This is a genomic window from Streptomyces sp. NBC_00386 (assembly GCF_036063235.1).
GTDB lineage: Bacteria > Actinomycetota > Actinomycetes > Streptomycetales > Streptomycetaceae > Streptomyces.
This window is the reverse complement of sequence record NZ_CP107950.1, coordinates 8,555,610-8,571,370: the sequence shown is the minus strand read 5'-3', so window position 1 is coordinate 8,571,370 and position 15,761 is coordinate 8,555,610. Positions and strand designations below refer to the sequence as shown.

Sequence of the window (15,761 nt, the reverse complement as noted above, 5' to 3'; positions counted from 1 at the left end):
GCTGCCAGGGCCCAAAGGCCGGTAGGGGATGCGCCCGCGGTCCCGCTACTCCGGCCAGACGCGCACCGTCCTCGGCACCAGCCGGAGGTACACGAAGGGTTCGTCCTCGCGGCGCCGGTCCCATCCGAGTGCGGAGGTGCATGCCTCTGCCGCGTCCCCGGGTACGTCCTGGCCGGCGAAGCACTCGGCATCTACCCGTACGGGTGCCGACCCCATTCGGCGGGAGTGGGAGCACGTATCGGGCCGAGGCCCTACGCCCCGCGTTCGACAGCGTCGGCCGCGGGCCGCACGGCCCACCTCCCGCCCGTACACGCCGGAACGCCCCGGTCCCGGGTTCCCTCCGCGTGCAGCGGAGGGAACCCGGGACCGGGGCGAAGACGTCGATGCGCGGCGGTCAGTTCACCAGCGGGTCAACTCGGGGAAGAAGCTGGGGACTTCGGTGGCGCGGCCGGTGTCCAGGGCGGTCCGGTAGATGTGGCAGCCGACCGCCAGGTCCAGGACCCCGAGGCCGAACGGCGAGAAGACGGTGGGGCGGTCGCGGTCGAGGGTGACCGTGCCGCGCAGGACGTCGGCGAGGGTGCCGTCGATGAAGTCGCGGGTGCCGTACTCCGTCTCGGTGAGGTGGGGTGAGGTCTGGGCTTTGAGGCAGTGGTCGATGTCGTCCACGATGTTGTGGCACTTGACCATGACCGTGGGGTGGATGTCGCGCAGGGACAGGTTCAGGATGAGCTGGTCCGGCAGCAGGGTCTGACCGTCCGCCAGCCAGGGTGCCGGCGCGGTGGTGGCGAGGACCACCAGGTCGGCGGTGGCGAGGGCCGCGTCGACCTCGGACACGGCTCTGGCCTGCCACCCGTGGGTGTCGGCCGCGTAGGTGGCGAACTTCTCGGCGTACGTGTCCACATGGTCGTGGACGAGGCACTCGCGGACGTTGAGCCCACGGGCGGCCAGGAAGTCGGAGACCGTACGGCCGATGATGCCGGCGCCGACGAAGAGCACCGTGCGGGGCGCCTCGTCGGGGGCAAGCGTCTCCACGGCGAGCGCGGCGGAGGCGGCTGTTCGGGCGGCGCTGATGCGGGACGCTTCCAGGCAGGCGAACGGGTAGCCGGTCTCCGCGTCGTTGAGGAGCAGGACCGCGGAGGCGCGGGGAAGGTTCTGCCGCACGTTCTCCGGGTAGCTGGCGATCCACTTCAGGCCGGACACGGGTGCCTCGCCGCCGAGGTGGGCGGGGAGGGCGATGATGCGGGCGCCGGGGTTGTCGGGGAAGCGCAGGAAGTAGCTGTCGGGGTTCACGGTGGCGCCGCGGCTGTGCTGGAGGTAGGTGTCCCGCACGATCTCCAGGATCTCCGACGGCGCGGAGGCGATGACGTCCTGGGCGACGGTGCCGTCGATCACATGAAAAGTCGACATCGGTGGGTTGCCTTTCGCGGGGCGGGAGGAGTGCGGGACGGTGATCAGGCGAGGACACCGAGGTGTTGGCCCACCCAGGCGTCGTTGTAGACCGTGCCGAGGTAGCGTTCGCCCAGGTCGGGTGAGATCGCGGCGATGCGGGAGCCGGCGGGGAACGCGTCGGCGTACTGGCGGATCGCGGCCAGGACGGATCCGGTGGAACCGCCGACCAGGAGCCCGTGGGTGCGGGCGAGCAGCCGGCACTCGTGGACCGCGTCCTCCTCCGCAACGAGCACGACCTCGTCGGCGAGGCCGGGTTCGAGCAGTTCCGGGACGCGGCTGGCGCCGAGGCCAGGGATGCGGCGCGGTCCGGGCGGGGTCCCGAAGATGATGGAGCCGAGGGCGTCGACGGCGACGATCCGGGTGTCCGGCGAGTACTCGCGCAGATAGCGGGAGCAGCCGACGAACGTGCCGGTGGAGCCCGCGCCGACGAACAGGTAGTCGATGTGCTGGAGCTCCTTGAGCAGAGTGCGCGCGGTCTGCTCGTAGTGGGCGCGGGGGTTGGCCGGGTTGGCGTACTGGTTGAGCCACACCATGGAGGGGTCGGCCTCGACGCGCCGCCGGATGTGGGCGATGCGGGACTGGAGGAAGCCGCCGTTGGCGTCGACGGTGTCCACGACGACGACCTCGGCGCCGAGGGCGCGCATGTGGTCGATGCTGGTGGCGTTGGTGTTGAGGTCGACCACACAGGTGAAGGGGTATCCCTTGGTGGCGCAGATGGAGCTGAGGGCGATGCCGAGGTTTCCGGAGGACGACTCGATGACGCGGGCACCGGGGGTGAGGACCTCGCGGTGCTCGGCGTCCTCGACCAGGCTGAGGGCCGTCTTGAGCTTGACCGAGCCGGCCGGGTTGAGACCCTCGATCTTGAGGAAGACGTCGGCGCCGGGTACCACGCGGGCCAGACGGACGAAGAGGTCGTCGGTGACCAGCTCGTAGGTGTGCTCGTAGATCATGACTCGGGCCTCCACAGGTCCTCGGGCCCGGTCTCCTCGGCCGCGTATCTGCCGAGCGAGCTGACGGCCATGCGCATCTCCAGGGCCATGGCGTCCACGAGGCGTTCGAGTCCGTGGTCCGGATCCTCGTCGGCGGCGACCAGGGCGGCGCGGCCGAGGCCGACGGCGCGGACGCCGAGAGCGAGCAGTTTGACGGCGCGGATGCCGTCCCAGACGCGTCCGCTGGCGAGCAGGGTGTGGTCGGCGGGGTCCACCCGGCGCAGGCACTCGGCGAGCGGGAGTCCGACGTGGCCGAGGAAGCCGGTGGGGGCCCAGCCGGTTCCGCCCTCGGCTCCGTCGACGGTGACGGCGTGGGCGCCCGCCTCCCAGGCGATGGCGGCGGCACGGCCGACGTCCCGGCCGGGGAAGAGCTTCACCCAGCAGCGGGCGCGCGGGTAGTTGTTGCGCATGAGCTGGATCTGCCGACGGAAGATCTCGTCGGTGAAGGTGCCGGGGCTGGAGCAGCGCAGGACCGCTCCCCCGTCGGGGTCGAGGCGCTCGACGGCGTACTGCCCGTCGAGGTCGGCGGCGACCGCCTCGCTGATCATGGTGAGGCCACCGAGGCCGGGCTTGGCGCCCTGGCCGACCTTCATCTCGAAGCCGAGGCGGCCGGTGGTGAGGAGTCCGGAGACGGCGGGGTCGCTGTAGACCTGGTTCCACACCTCGGAGTCGGCGTCCTCGGTGCTCTGCTGGACGCAGACGCCGCCGACGCCGTCGGGGAGTTCCTCGCAGTAGGCGAGGATGCGTTCCAGCAGGCCCTTGCGGTGGTCGTCGCCGCTGCTGCGGAAGCCGTTCATCGGGGCGACGTTCTCGCCGATGACCATGGGGATGCCGAGGCGTCCGGCCTGGCGGCTGAGGGCGAGACTGGTGCCGGCGACGCGGGTGGAGCCGAGGGCCGACACGTACACGGGCACGGGGGCGTCGAAGCCGCCGAGGGCGGTGGTGAGGGAGACGTCGGAGTAGAGGGGTTCGCGGCCGAGGTCGATGAGTTTGGCGAGGCGGCCGGGCATGAAGACGGGCGGGGCCAGGCGCAGTGCGTCGATCTCGTCGCCCGGCTCGCGGATTCCGCCGAAGACTGCGGTGCCGTAGCTGTCGGCCGGCGGGAAGACGGCGGCGGCTCCGTCACGGGCACGGGCGCGGATGGCGTCCTCGGGCAGACCTGGTGCGGTCAGGTACGTCACGGGGACACGACCCCCGCGAGCTTCGGGAAGGCCGTGGCCTGCCAGACGGAGTCGAGGCCGGCGACCCAGCGGGTGAGGCGTTCCAGGCCGATGCCGAAGCCGGCGCTGCGGGGGATGCCGTGGCGGGCGACGTCGAGGTACCAGGCGTACTTGGAGGGGTTCTCGCCGGTCTCCCGCATCCGGGTGACCAGGGTGGCGTACTCGTTCTCGCGCTCGCTGCCGCTGCACAGTTCACCGCAGGACTCGGGAGCGATCAGGTCGAAGTTGAGCAGGGTGCCGGGCTCGGCGGGGCTCTCCTTGTCGTAGAAGCCGCGGGAGCCCTTGGGGTAGCCGACGATGAAGAACGGGGCGTCGGCCTGGCGGGAGATCCGCTCCTCCGCCTCCCACTCGATCTCCGTGCCGGCGGCCTGCGGGTAGCCGTCGCTGCGCAGGCGCTCGACGACCTCGCCGTGCGGGACGCGGGCGAACGGCTCGGCGACGAAACGGCGCAGGGTGTCGGGGTCCCGGCCGAGGACGGCGAGTTCGGCGCCGCATTCGTCGGCGACGGTGGTGACGGCGTGGCGGACGAGCCCTTCGGCGATGTCCATGGCGTCGTCGCGGGTGGCACCGGCGTACTCGACGTCGATCTGCCGGAACTCGGAGAGGTGGCGGTGGGTCGAGCTGGTTTCCACCGGCTCCAGACGGACGTTGGGCGCAACAAGGAAGATGCGGTCGTAGGCCAGCAGGGACGCCTGCTTGTAGAGGATGGCGCTGGTCATCAGCTTGTAGCGGTGGCCGTAGTAGTCGACGTCCACCTGCTTGGCGCCGCGCGAGCCGGGGTCGGTGACCGGGCCGATGATCGGGTGGGCCATTTCCACCGCGTCGTCGGCACGGAGGTAGGCCCGGGCGCCCGCGACCAGGGCCTGCTGAACGCGCAGGGCCGCCCTGGTGCGCGGGTCGCGCAGGTGTTCCAGCGGCGAGGGCAGGGCGGGAGCGGCGGCGAACGCCAGGGGGTGATCGATCTGGAGTGTCATGTCGGTCCTTGTCCGGTCGACGTACGGTTCACCGGCCCGAGAGGGGCTTCGGAAGGGGAGGATGACGAGCGGTCAGCTCGCTCGGGCGAGCGAGTCGGCGGCCCCGTCGTAGCGGGCCTTGACGTGCTGGAGCGCGCGCATCAGCCCCGACGAGGTCAGGCGTCGGGAGCGGTGCACAGTGGCGGTGGGGCCGAGCGGCAGCGATCCGGGGTCGGACCACTCCAGCCGGCCCTGCTCGCTGATGACGCTGCGGGTGCGGCCCGCGTTGTCGGGGTGCAGGCAGAAGGGGACGTCGAGGTAGCCGCGGGCGAAGGCCCGGATGAGGGCCTGCCCGAGATCGTCGTGCAGGCCGAGGACGGCCTCCACGAGGGCGCGGGCCTCCTCCTCGATGCCGGTGGACGGCGGCGGAGCGGTGCGCCGCGCGGAGTGTGCGGCGCTTGTCGCCGTCTCCAGCGCCGTGACGTTCTCGGCGATCGACGGAATGCGGGCGGCCTCGGCGGCCGTCTTGACGATGAGGCGCGCGGCTCCGGTCCGCACCGCGAGCCGGGCGGCGTCCGCGACGAGGGCCAGCGCGCCGGGTCTGGTCTCCGGATACACGCCCATGTAGGCGTAGACGACCACGTGCCAGGAGGTGTCCGGGAGGTGTTCGGCGGCCAGGGCGCGCAGAGCGTGGACGGCTTCCTCGTCCTGCCTCGCGCTGGTCTGCTGGGCGTAGCTCAGGGAGATGCTGCGCAGGCCGTGCTGCCGGAAGAACATCCCTTCCAGTACGGAGAGGGCGATGAGCAGCGACGGTGGGCAGAGCTGGCCCAGCATGCAGCCGCCGAAGCTCTCCAGGTGCGGTTCGACACCGGACGCCCGGAGCGCGGCAAGCGTGCGACACGCGTCCCGCCATGCCTGCACGGAGGTGGCGAGCGGGGTGCGGCCATAGGGCAGGCAGTAGGAGACGGGGCCGCCCTCGGTGGCGTCGAGTCCGGCGTCGATCAGTGCCTCGACGATGCGGCCGGGCCGCGCGGAGCCGTGCCGGACCTGGACGGGGAAGTCCTCGCCGCGGACGCCGTCGAGCAGCCCGGTGGTGGTGGCGACGGGCATGCTCACGAGCGGGTAGCCGTTGAGCGGGTGGCCCTGGGCAGCGGCGCGGGCGGCGGCCGCGTAGTCACCGACGCGGGTGAAGCTGTCGAGGGTGAGGGTGCCGACGGTGGTGGCGGCGGCTTCACGTGTCGCAAGCAGGCCGGCGCGCATCCTGACAGGGTCCGCGAACCCCATTCGGGGCTGGACGACGAGCGTGCCGGAGCGTGCGGCGGCGTCCATGAAGCGGTGGAAGGCGCCACCGGGTGCGGGGCCGGCGAGCGGCCTCGCACCGACGGGGGCGGGATCAGCGGGCGGCATTGGCGTAGACCCTTCCGTGCGCGCGCTGCGACAGGGAGTCGAGCAGGGCGAGCAGCCGCGGTACGGCCTTCGGCCCGGTCAGGACGGCGTCGAAGCCGGCCTCGGTGAGCGCGGGATGGGCATCGGGGACGACGGACCCCTGGGTGTCGAGCTTGCCGCCGATGACGAGCGGCACTCGGGCCAGGGCGGGCTCGGCGCGTACCGCGCGGGCCAGGGCCGGGGCCTCCTCGGCGCCGTGGCCGTTGACGGTGCTCACGACGATGAGGCCGGGGGGCCGCGCTGCGGACTCGGTGACCAGGGTGTCGACCGGGACGCAGGCACCGAGGTTGGTGACCTCCCATCCCTGTTCCTCCAGGATGAGTTGGAGGAACAGCAGGTTCCAGGTGTGCGAGTCCGAGGGGATGGTGCTCAGGACCGCGTGGGGCGGGCTCTCCGAAGGCTGGTGACGCACGTACACGACCGGCTTTCCTCTCGACACCATAGGGGGCCGCGATCGTTGCGATCGGGCCGGTCATCCGGGCATGCCCCGACCTGATCGATCCCTCGAAGTCCCTGCCGCCTCAAGGGCGTTCGGCGGCACTTCGGTGAGTCGGCTCCAGACGTCCGAGCTGTCGGCGGGTGACGTCGTCCATCGTGGCCAGCGGTGTTCCTGCGCGGCACTGGGCACTTGTGGCCAGCCGCCGGGGCGTCACTTGTGCCCACTGGGGGCGCCCGTGCCCGCCTCCTAACGTGCTCACCGCGGACGTCTCTCCGGCGCCGGTGGCCGCGGTGCCGCCTCTGAAGGGCCGGCCGCTTGTACCGCACGAATCGCTTGTACCGCTTGTACCGCTGACAACGTGCTGACGATGGGGAGTGAACGGTGGCTGATCACCAGGTGGAAGAGTGGCGTCACGCGCTGGCAGGCCTGGAGCCGCTGGAGCTGCCGGCGGACCGGCGTCCGGCGAACGACGGGACCGGAGCCTCGGAGCGGGTCCTCTTCGACGTGCCCGCCGTGACCGCGCAGGCGCTGTCCACGTTGGCGCACGAGCGGGGGACGGAGCTTTCGGCGGTCCTTCTGACGGTGTTCCAGGCACTGCTCGCACGGCACACCGGCCGGGGCGATGTCCCCGTGGTGGTGCGGGGCGAGGACGGACAGGCGCGGGCGGTACGGGGTCCCGACGGCGACCCGCTGTTCGAGGACGCGCTGGCCGGAGTCGCGCGGGCCGTGGGAGCGCGCCGTGGACTGCCGTACGCGGAGCTCGCCGAGGCGGCCGACGGTGCGCTGGACAGTGCTCCGTGGTTCGCGTGGCGCACGGCGGGCGACGCGCCGGCCGTGCTCGCTCCGGAGGCGCAGGTCACCCTGGAGCTCGCCGCCGACGGCGACGTGCTGCGGGGTGTTCTGGGCTACCGTACGGACCTGTTCGATCGGGCCACGGCAGTGCGTCTGGCAGAGCACTGCGGCGTCCTCGCCCGGTCCGCCGCCGAGGCACCGGGGACGCGGCTGGCCGCGCTGGAGATGCTGACGGCGGCGGAGCGGACGCGGATCCTCACCGAATGGAACGGGCCCCGGTCCGCGTTCCCGGACACGTCGACCGTTCACCGCCTTGTCGAGGAGCGGGCCACCCGGCAGCCGGACGCGGTCGCTCTGGAGCACGGCGGAAAGCTGCTGACCTACCGTGCGCTGGACGAGCGGGCGAACCGGCTCGCGCGCCACCTTCGCGAGCGGGGCGTCGGACCGGGCGCACTGGTCGCGGTGTGCCTGGACCACGGCCCGGACCTGGTGTGCGCTCTACTCGGGGTGCTCAAGTCCGGTGCCGCATACGTGCCGTTGGACCCGTCGTATCCGGCCGAGCGGCTGCGCTACATGGTCGGCGACAGTGCGGCGCCCGTAGTGATCACTCAGTCCGAACACGCCTGCCTGTTCGCGCCGGGATCCGAACTGCTGCTCACCGACCGCAGTTGGCCGGACGGCGACGGCTCGGCCCCGGCGGTCGAGGCGAGCCCCGACGACCTGGCCTATGTCATCTACACCTCGGGCTCCACGGGCCGTCCCAAGGGCGTCCGTGTGGCGCACCGGGGTGTCGTCAACTACCTGCACTGGTGCGACCGCAACTACCCGGCCGCGCCCGGCGCCGAGATCGGCTCGCTGCTGTGCTCGTCGGCGGCGTTCGACCTGACGGTCACCGCGTTGTTCCTGCCACTGGTGCAGGGGCTTCGCCTGGTCATACCGAACCCCGGTCCTGGGCAGACGGTGTTCGACGCGGCCGTGGATCTCGTGGCGGCCGGTGCGCGGGTCAGTTTCCTCAAGGCGACCCCCTCGCATCTGGAGCTGCTGACTGCCCGGCTGGAGCGGGACGGTCTGCGGCACGCCGTCGCGACGGTGGTGGCGGGGGGCGAGGACCTCACGCCGACGCTGACGCACCGGGTGCTGGCGAGCGGCGCGGACGACACGGCCGTCGTCAACGAGTACGGGCCGACCGAGGCGACCGTGGGCAACGTGGTGAGCCGGACGGTTTCGGTGGACCCGGCGGCGGACCACGTGCCGATGGGCCGCGCGATCGACAACACCGAGGTGTTCGTGGTCGGCGCACACGGCGAGATCCAGCCGGTCGGCGTGCCGGGTGAGTTGCTGATCGGCGGCGTGAACGTGGCCCTCGGCTACCTGGGGCGGCCCGAACTGACGGCGGAGCGATTCGTACCCCACCCGTTCTCGACGGATCCGGACGCTCGGGTGTACCGCACCGGGGACGTGGTGAAGTGGCTGCCGGACGGGCAGCTGGTCTACCTCGGCCGGATCGACGACCAGGTCAAGCTTCGCGGCCACCGGGTGGAACTGGGCGAGATCGAGAACGCCCTGCTGGCCCGGCCGGGGGTGGCGGCGGCGACCGTCGTGGTCCGCGAGGACGTCCCGGGCGACAAGCGCCTGGTGGCGTACCTGGTGCCGGCGGGCGAGGCCGGTCCGGCGGCGCCCGATCTGCGCCGGGCCCTGTCGCGGGATCTGCCCGAGCACATGGTGCCTGCCCGGTACGTGACGCTGGAGCGGCTTCCTCTGACACCGAACGGCAAGGTGGACCGCAAGGCGCTGCCGACGCCCGAGAGCCACCGTCCGGATCTGGCCGTGGCGTACCGGGCGCCCAGCACACCGACGCAGGTGGCGGTCGCCGGCATCTGGGCCGCGTTGCTGGGCGTGGATCCGGTCGGCGTCGACGACAACTTCTTCGAGCTGGGCGGGCACTCGCTGCTGGCCGCCCAGGTCGCGTCCCGGCTGCGCCGGGACCTGGGCGTACACGTGTCCCACCGCACCCTGTTCGAGGCGCCGACCCCGGCGACGCTGGCGGCCGCCCTCGACGCGCTCGATCCCGGCACGGTGACGGCGGTGCCGCGCCCGGACCGGCCCGCGGGGCCGCTGCCGCTGTCGTTCGCCCAGCAACGGCTCTGGTTCCTGGACCAGTTGGAGCCCGGACGAGCCGAGTACGTCGTCCCGGCCGGACTGCGGGTCACGGGGCCCTTCGCACCGGACGCGTTCGGAGCCGCGCTGACGGCGCTGGTGGCCCGGCACGAGATCCTGCGGACCCGATTCGTGGCGGACGGTACGGGCCGTCCGGTCCAGATCGTCGAGGCGCCGCGGGAGGTGGCCGTGGAGGTGCACGACGCGAGGGACCTCGGTGACGACGCGGCGCTCGGCATCCTGCGCGAGGCAGCGGGGCTGCCGTTCGACCTGGCGGCGGGACCGCTGTTGCGGGCGCTGGCGGTGCGTGTCGCAGAGGAGGAGTGGCTCCTGCTGGTCGCGCTGCACCACATCCTCTCCGACGGCTGGTCGGAAGGCATCCTGGCGCGGGAACTGCGGGAGTTGTACGGGGCGGCGGTCACGGGCCGTGACGCCGGTCTCGTCCCGCTGGAACTCCAGTACGCGGACTTCGCGGCCTGGCAGCGCGCGACCTTGGAAGGCTCCGAGCTGGACGGACAAGCGGAGTACTGGCGCGAGCGACTCGCCGGCCTCCAGCCGCTGGAGCTGCCGACCGACCGGCGCCGCCCGGCCGAGCGGTCGGGTCGCGGTGACGCGGTCGCCTTCAGCGTCCCCGCCGACGTGGTCGACGGCGCCCGGCGGATGGCAGCGGGGCAGGGCGCCAGCCTGTTCATGTCGCTGCTCGCGGTGTTCCAGCTGCTCATGGCGAAGTACAGCGGGCAGGAGGACATCGCGGTCGGCAGTCCGATCGCCGGCCGCAACCGGTCGGAGACCGAGGATCTGATCGGCTTCTTCGTCAACACCCTCGTGATGCGCACCGACCTGTCCGGCGATCCGAGCTTCGGTGACCTGCTCGACCGGGTCAGGGACACCGCGCTCGGCGCGTACGACCACCAGGATCTTCCCTTCGAGCGCCTGGTGGAGGAACTGGCGCCGGAGCGGGACCTGTCCCGCACCCCGCTGTTCCAGACCATGTTCGTGCTCCAGAACACACCGGACGGGAACGCGTGGGGTCTGCCGGGTCTCGAGGTCGAGCCGTTCGCGGTGCGGACGGAGGAGGCCAAGTTCGACCTGACACTGTTCCTCACCGAGCGGCCTGACGGTTCGCTCGACGGGAATCTCGTCTTCGCCGCGGATCTGTTCGAACACGCGACGGCGACCCGACTGGCCGGTCACTTCACCACGCTGCTCGAAGCGGTGGTCTCGGACCGGGGTCGGCGGCTGTCGGAGCTGGAGGTGCTGACCGGCGCCGAGCGCGTACGTGTGCTGACCGAGTGGTCCGGCGCGGCGTCCCTCTCCCCGGACGCCGCCACGACGGCGCACCGACTCGTCGAGGAGCGCGTCGCACAACTGCCCGGTACGACAGCGGTGCTGTCGGAGACCGGGGAGCTGACGTACCGGGAGCTGAACGAGCGGGCCAACCGGCTCGCCCGGCACCTGCGCTCGCTCGGCGCCGGGGCCGGCCGGGTGGTCGCCGTGTGCCTGGAGCGCGGGCCCGACCAGATCGCCGCCCTGCTCGCGGCACTGAAGTCGGGGGCCGCGTACCTGCCGCTGGACCCGGATCTTCCGGCCGACCGGCTCGCCTTCATGATCGAGGACTCCGGGGCGGCGCACGTGGTGACCGACGCCGCGCACACGGCCCTGCTGCCCCGCACGCCCCACCGCTTCCTCACCGACCGGGACTGGCCACTGGTCCAGGATCTGGCGGCGCACGACCCGGAGCCCGCCGCCACCCCGCACGACCTGGCCTATCTCATCTACACCAGCGGCTCGACCGGCCGCCCCAAGGGCGTCCAGATCGAGCACCGAAGCCTGGTCAACCTGATCCACTGGACGGTGGAGAGCTTCGGCGCGGCGCCGGGTCGAAGGGTCTCGCACCTAGCCGGTCTCGGCTTCGACGCAGCGGCGTGGGAGCTGTGGCCCGCGCTGGCGGCCGGTGCCACCGTGTGCGTCCCCGACGACACGGTGCGACGCACACCGGAGCTGCTCCAGCGCTGGCTGGCCGGGCGGCGGGTGCACGGCACGTTCCTCTCCACTCCCATGCTGGAGGCGCTGGCCGCGCTGGACTGGTCGGAGCCGACCTCATTGGCCTACGTCCTCACCGGCGGTGACGCGCTGCGCCTGCCGGCCGGGCTGCGGCTGCCGTTCCTCGTCGTCAACAACTACGGGCCGACCGAGTCGACGGTGGTCACGACATCCGCCGAGGTGGAGCCGGGGGTGCCGGTCCCGCCGATCGGCCGGCCGGTACGTAACACCGTCGTCCACGTCGTCGACCGGCACGACCGGCCCGTACCGATCGGCGTCCCGGGCGAACTCCTGGTCGGCGGTGCCGGATTGGCGCGTGGCTACCAGGGACTGCCGGAGCAGACCGCGGAGCGGTTCGTCACCGTGGACATCGACGGCACGCCCCGGCGGGTCTACCGCACCGGCGACCGGGTGCGGTGGCTGCCCGACGGGCGACTGGAGTTCCTGGGGCGGCTCGACGACCAGGTGAAACTGCGCGGTCACCGCATCGAGCCGGGCGAGATCGAGTCGGTGCTGCTGGCGGGGCACGACGTCGCGACCGCGACCGTCGTCCTGCGTGAGGACATCCCGGGTGACAAGCGCCTGGTGGCGTACGTCGTACCGGACGGGCAGACGCCGACCGCCGAGGGACTGCGTGCCCGGCTGCGCCGTGAGCTGCCCGACTACATGGTGCCGTCCGCGTTCATCGTGCTGGCCCGGCTGCCGCTCACCCCGAACGGCAAGGTGGACCGGCGTGCCCTGCCCGCGCCGGAGCCCCGCTCCGCCGAGGGCGGTGTCGCGCCGCGCACACCGGCCGAACGCACGGTGGCGGAGGCCTGGTCGCTGGTGCTGGGGACGGACGTCACCGGTGTCGACGACAACTTCTTCGAGCTGGGCGGTCACTCGCTGCTGGCCACCCAGGTCACCTCGCGGCTGCGGGCCGCACTCGGCGTGGAGGTGCCGGTACGGGCCTTGTTCGCGGCGCCCACGGTCGCCGCGCTGGCGGCCCTCGTGGCCGAGCTCGGCACGGACGGCACGGAGCGGATCACACCCGCCGCGCGGACCGGCGGTCCGCTGCCCCTGAGCTCCGCCCAGCAGAGGCTGTGGTTCCTGGATCAGTTGGAGCCGGGACGCGCTGAATACGTCGTGCCGTTCGCGCTGCACGTCCGTGGCGTACTCGATGTGCCGGCCCTGGACGCCGCGCTCACCTCGATGGTGGCGCGGCACGAGGTCCTGCGGACCCGGTTCGTCCCCGAGGACGGTGAGCCGGGGCAGGTCATCGATCCCGCGGCACCGGTGGGAGCGACCGTCCACGACCTGCGCCACGTCGTCGATCCGGAGGAACGGCTCGCGGCGGCACGGCGGTTCGCGGAGGCCGAGGCGGGTCGCCCGTTCGATCTGGCGACGGGTCCGCTGCTGCGGGCGCATCTGGTGCGGCTCGCGGACAACGAGGCGTTCCTCCTGCTGTCGGTGCACCACATCGCAGCCGACGGATGGTCGGAGGGAATCCTGGCGCGGGAGCTGCGTGAGGGGTACGGGGCGGCGGTGGCCGGGGTGGAGCCGACCGGTCTGCCCGAACTGCCGCTGCAGTACGCGGACTTCTCCGTGTGGCAACGAGAGCGGCTGGCCGGTGACGTGCTGAGGGACCAACTGGCGTACTGGCGGGACCGGCTCACCGGGGTGGAGCCGCTGGAACTGCCGAGCGACCACCGACGCCCTGCGGGACCGCCCGAAGGCGGCTCCACCGTGGCGTTCGAGGTGCCGGCCGAGGTCGCCGCGCGACTGCGCGCGGTGGCGACGGCGAACGGCGCGAGCCTGTACATGGTGCTCCTGGCGGTGTTCCAGGTGCTGCTGGCGAAGTACAGCATGCAGGACGACATCACGGTCGGCAGCCCCATCGCCGGCCGCAACCGCGCCGAGACCGAGGATCTGATCGGTTTCTTCGTCAACACCCTCGTGATGCGCACCGACCTGTCCGGCGACCCCGCCTTCACCGAGCTGATCGACCGGGTCAAGGACACCGCGCTCGGCGCGTACGACCACCAGGATCTTCCTTTCGAGCGCCTGGTGGAGGAACTGGCACCCGACCGCGACCCGTCACGCAACCCGCTGTTCCAGACCATGTTCGCGCTGCAGAACACACCGGACGGCCACACCTGGAGCCTGCCGGGTCTTGAGGTGGAGCCGTTCGCCATGACACTGCCCGACGCCAAGTTCGACCTGAGTCTGATCATGTCCGAGGGCCCGGCCGGCGGTCTGCGCGGGACCTTGGAGTACCGCACCGACCTCTTCCGGCAGGACACCGTCGACCGGCTGGCCGGCCACTTGGGCACACTGCTGGACACAGTCGCCGGCGCTCCCGGATCCCGGCTGTCGCAGCTGTGCATGCTCACCCCGGCCGAGCGGCGGACGACACTCGTCGAGTGGAACGACACCGCCACCGCCTATCCGGACAGGGCCACCCTGCACGGCCTCTTCGAGGAGCGGGCGGCCCGGCAGCCGGACACCGTGGCTGTCGATTCACCGGGGGCCACTCTGACCTACGGCGAGCTGAACGCGCGCGCCAACCGGATCGCCCACCACCTGCGGACCCGGTACGGGGTGCGGCCGGACATGCCGGTGGCGGTGTGCCTGGGCCGTGGCGCCGACCTGGTGGCGGCGGAGCTAGGGGTGCTGAAGGCCGGGGCGGCGTACGTGCCCCTGGACCCGGAGTACCCGGTCGAGCGGCTGGCGTACATGGTGCGCGACACGCGGACCCCGGTCGTGCTCACCCACACCGCACAGGCCGACCGGCTCCCGGCCGGCGTTCCCCTGCTGCTGCTCGACGAGTGCGACGCCGAAGGGGGACCGCTGGCCGGCGAGCCGGTCACCGACCCGGAGCCCGCCGCCGCCGCGCACAACCTGGCCTATCTCATCTACACCAGCGGCTCGACCGGCCGCCCCAAGGGCGTCCAGGTCGAACACCACAGCCTGGTCAACCTGGTCCACTGGACAGCCGGCGCATACGGTCTCGAGCCGGGGCAGCGGATCGCGCTGCTCGCCGGGGTCGGATTCGACGCGGCGGCGTGGGAGCTGTGGCTCGGCCTCACCCGGGGTGCGACCTGCTGCGTCACCAGCGAGCGGGTCCGGCTCACTCCGTATCTGCTGCGGGACTGGCTGTGCGAACAGCGTATCCACGCCACGTTTCTGTCGACACCGATGCTGGAGTCGCTGGCGGCGCTCGACTGGGACCCGGACACCACCCTCGACTACGTACTGACCGGCGGCGACCGGCTGCGGATGCCGCCGCTCGCCCGGTTGCCGTTCCGCGTGGTCAACAACTACGGCCCCACGGAGACCACGGTCATCGCCACCTCCACCGTGTGCGTCCCCGGGGACACCGTTCCGCCGATCGGCCGGCCGATCGGCAACGCCCGGTGCTTCGTGGTGGATCAGCACGGCGCTCCGCAGCCTGTCGGCGTTCCGGGTGAACTCCTGGTCGGTGGCGTCCAGGTGGCGCGCGGCTACCTGGGGCGTCCCGATCTGACCGAGGAACGGTTCGTTCCGTTCGAGGCCGAGGAGGTGGGCGACCGGGTGTACCGCACCGGCGACCTGGTCCGGTGGCAGCCGGACGGACAGCTGGAGTTCCTGCGCAGGATCGACCACCAGGTCAAGATCCGCGGCAACCGCATCGAACTGGGTGAGGTCGAGGCCAACTTGATCACCCACCCCGGTGTCGGCGAGGTCGCCGTGATCGTCCGTGAGGACGTGCCCGGCGACAAGCGGCTGGTGGCCTACCTGGTGGCCGCCGGGCCGGACGCCCCGAGCATCACCGAGCTGCACGCGCATCTCGGACGCCAGCTGCCCGACTACATGATCCCGGCAGGGTTCATGCTGCTGGAGCGGCTGCCCCTGACCGCCAACGGCAAGGTGGACCGGGCTGCACTGCCGGTCCCGGACGGCAGGCGGCCGGACCTCGGGACGTCGTACACGGCGCCGCGCAACACCGTCGAGCGGCACATCACGGCCGTCTGGACGGAGCTCCTGGGCATCGAACGCGTCGGCGTCCACGACAACTTCTTCCAGCTGGGCGGCCATTCGCTGCTCGCCACCCAGGTCGCGTCAAGGCTGCGGAAGGCTCTGCGGGTCGACGTACCGGTACGGGCGGTGTTCGACCACCCGACCCCCGCCGAACTGGCCCAGAACATCGCGGACCTGATGATGGCCGCGATCAACGCACAGTTCGCACCGGCCGGATGACGGAGTACGCCCCCACCGTCGGGACGACGGTGGGGGCGTACGGTCGCGCACGGGA

General features: G+C 72.1%; 7 protein-coding genes. 1 reads left to right on the top strand and 6 read right to left on the bottom strand.

Annotated features, from left to right (window positions below; translation table 11 throughout):
- Nucleotides 1-399: 399 nt before the first annotated feature.
- The 6 genes from sbnB to OG780_RS37545 all read right to left on the bottom strand — a co-directional run bounded on the left by sbnB (nucleotide 400) and on the right by OG780_RS37545 (nucleotide 6,475).
- Complete coding sequence (gene sbnB / locus OG780_RS37570) at nucleotides 400-1,407, bottom strand: 2,3-diaminopropionate biosynthesis protein SbnB (RefSeq protein ID WP_328455803.1); 1,008 nt, start codon at nucleotides 1,405-1,407, stop codon at nucleotides 400-402.
- A 44-nt stretch (nucleotides 1,408-1,451) separates the two neighbouring features.
- Complete coding sequence (gene sbnA, locus OG780_RS37565) at nucleotides 1,452-2,399, bottom strand: 2,3-diaminopropionate biosynthesis protein SbnA (protein ID WP_328455801.1); 948 nt, start codon at nucleotides 2,397-2,399, stop codon at nucleotides 1,452-1,454.
- A complete protein-coding gene (locus tag OG780_RS37560) occupies nucleotides 2,396-3,619 on the bottom strand; it encodes a glutamate synthase-related protein (protein ID WP_328455799.1) in 1,224 nt (407 codons plus the stop codon). The genes sbnA and OG780_RS37560 overlap by 4 nt, the downstream gene beginning before the upstream one ends.
- A complete protein-coding gene (locus tag OG780_RS37555; protein ID WP_328455797.1) occupies nucleotides 3,616-4,632 on the bottom strand; it encodes an asparagine synthetase A in 1,017 nt (338 codons plus the stop codon). The genes OG780_RS37560 and OG780_RS37555 overlap by 4 nt, the downstream gene beginning before the upstream one ends.
- A gap of 72 nt (nucleotides 4,633-4,704) precedes the next feature.
- On the bottom strand, nucleotides 4,705-6,018 hold the full coding sequence (locus OG780_RS37550) for a methylaspartate mutase (RefSeq protein WP_328455795.1): 1,314 nt from the start codon (nucleotides 6,016-6,018) through the stop codon (nucleotides 4,705-4,707).
- A complete protein-coding gene (locus tag OG780_RS37545) occupies nucleotides 6,005-6,475 on the bottom strand; it encodes a cobalamin B12-binding domain-containing protein (RefSeq protein ID WP_328455793.1) in 471 nt (156 codons plus the stop codon). Before OG780_RS37545 ends, OG780_RS37550 begins: the two co-directional genes overlap by 14 nt.
- A 402-nt stretch (nucleotides 6,476-6,877) precedes the next feature.
- Here OG780_RS37545 and OG780_RS37540 point away from each other — a divergent pair, with 402 nt between their 5' ends.
- A complete protein-coding gene (locus OG780_RS37540) occupies nucleotides 6,878-15,706 on the top strand; it encodes a non-ribosomal peptide synthetase (RefSeq protein ID WP_328455791.1) in 8,829 nt (2,942 codons plus the stop codon).
- Nucleotides 15,707-15,761: the final 55 nt, after the last annotated feature.

Bases quoted from the DNA above. Each gene is read 5' to 3' on its own strand.
- OG780_RS37550 (WP_328455795.1), bottom strand. From the start codon at position 6,018: ATGCCGCCCGCTGATCCCGCCCCCGTCGGTGCGAGGCCGCTCGCCGGC.
- sbnA (WP_328455801.1), bottom strand. From the start codon at position 2,399: ATGATCTACGAGCACACCTACGAGCTGGTCACCGACGACCTCTTCGTC.
- sbnB (WP_328455803.1), bottom strand. From the start codon at position 1,407: ATGTCGACTTTTCATGTGATCGACGGCACCGTCGCCCAGGACGTCATC.
- OG780_RS37555 (WP_328455797.1), bottom strand. From the start codon at position 4,632: ATGACACTCCAGATCGATCACCCCCTGGCGTTCGCCGCCGCTCCCGCC.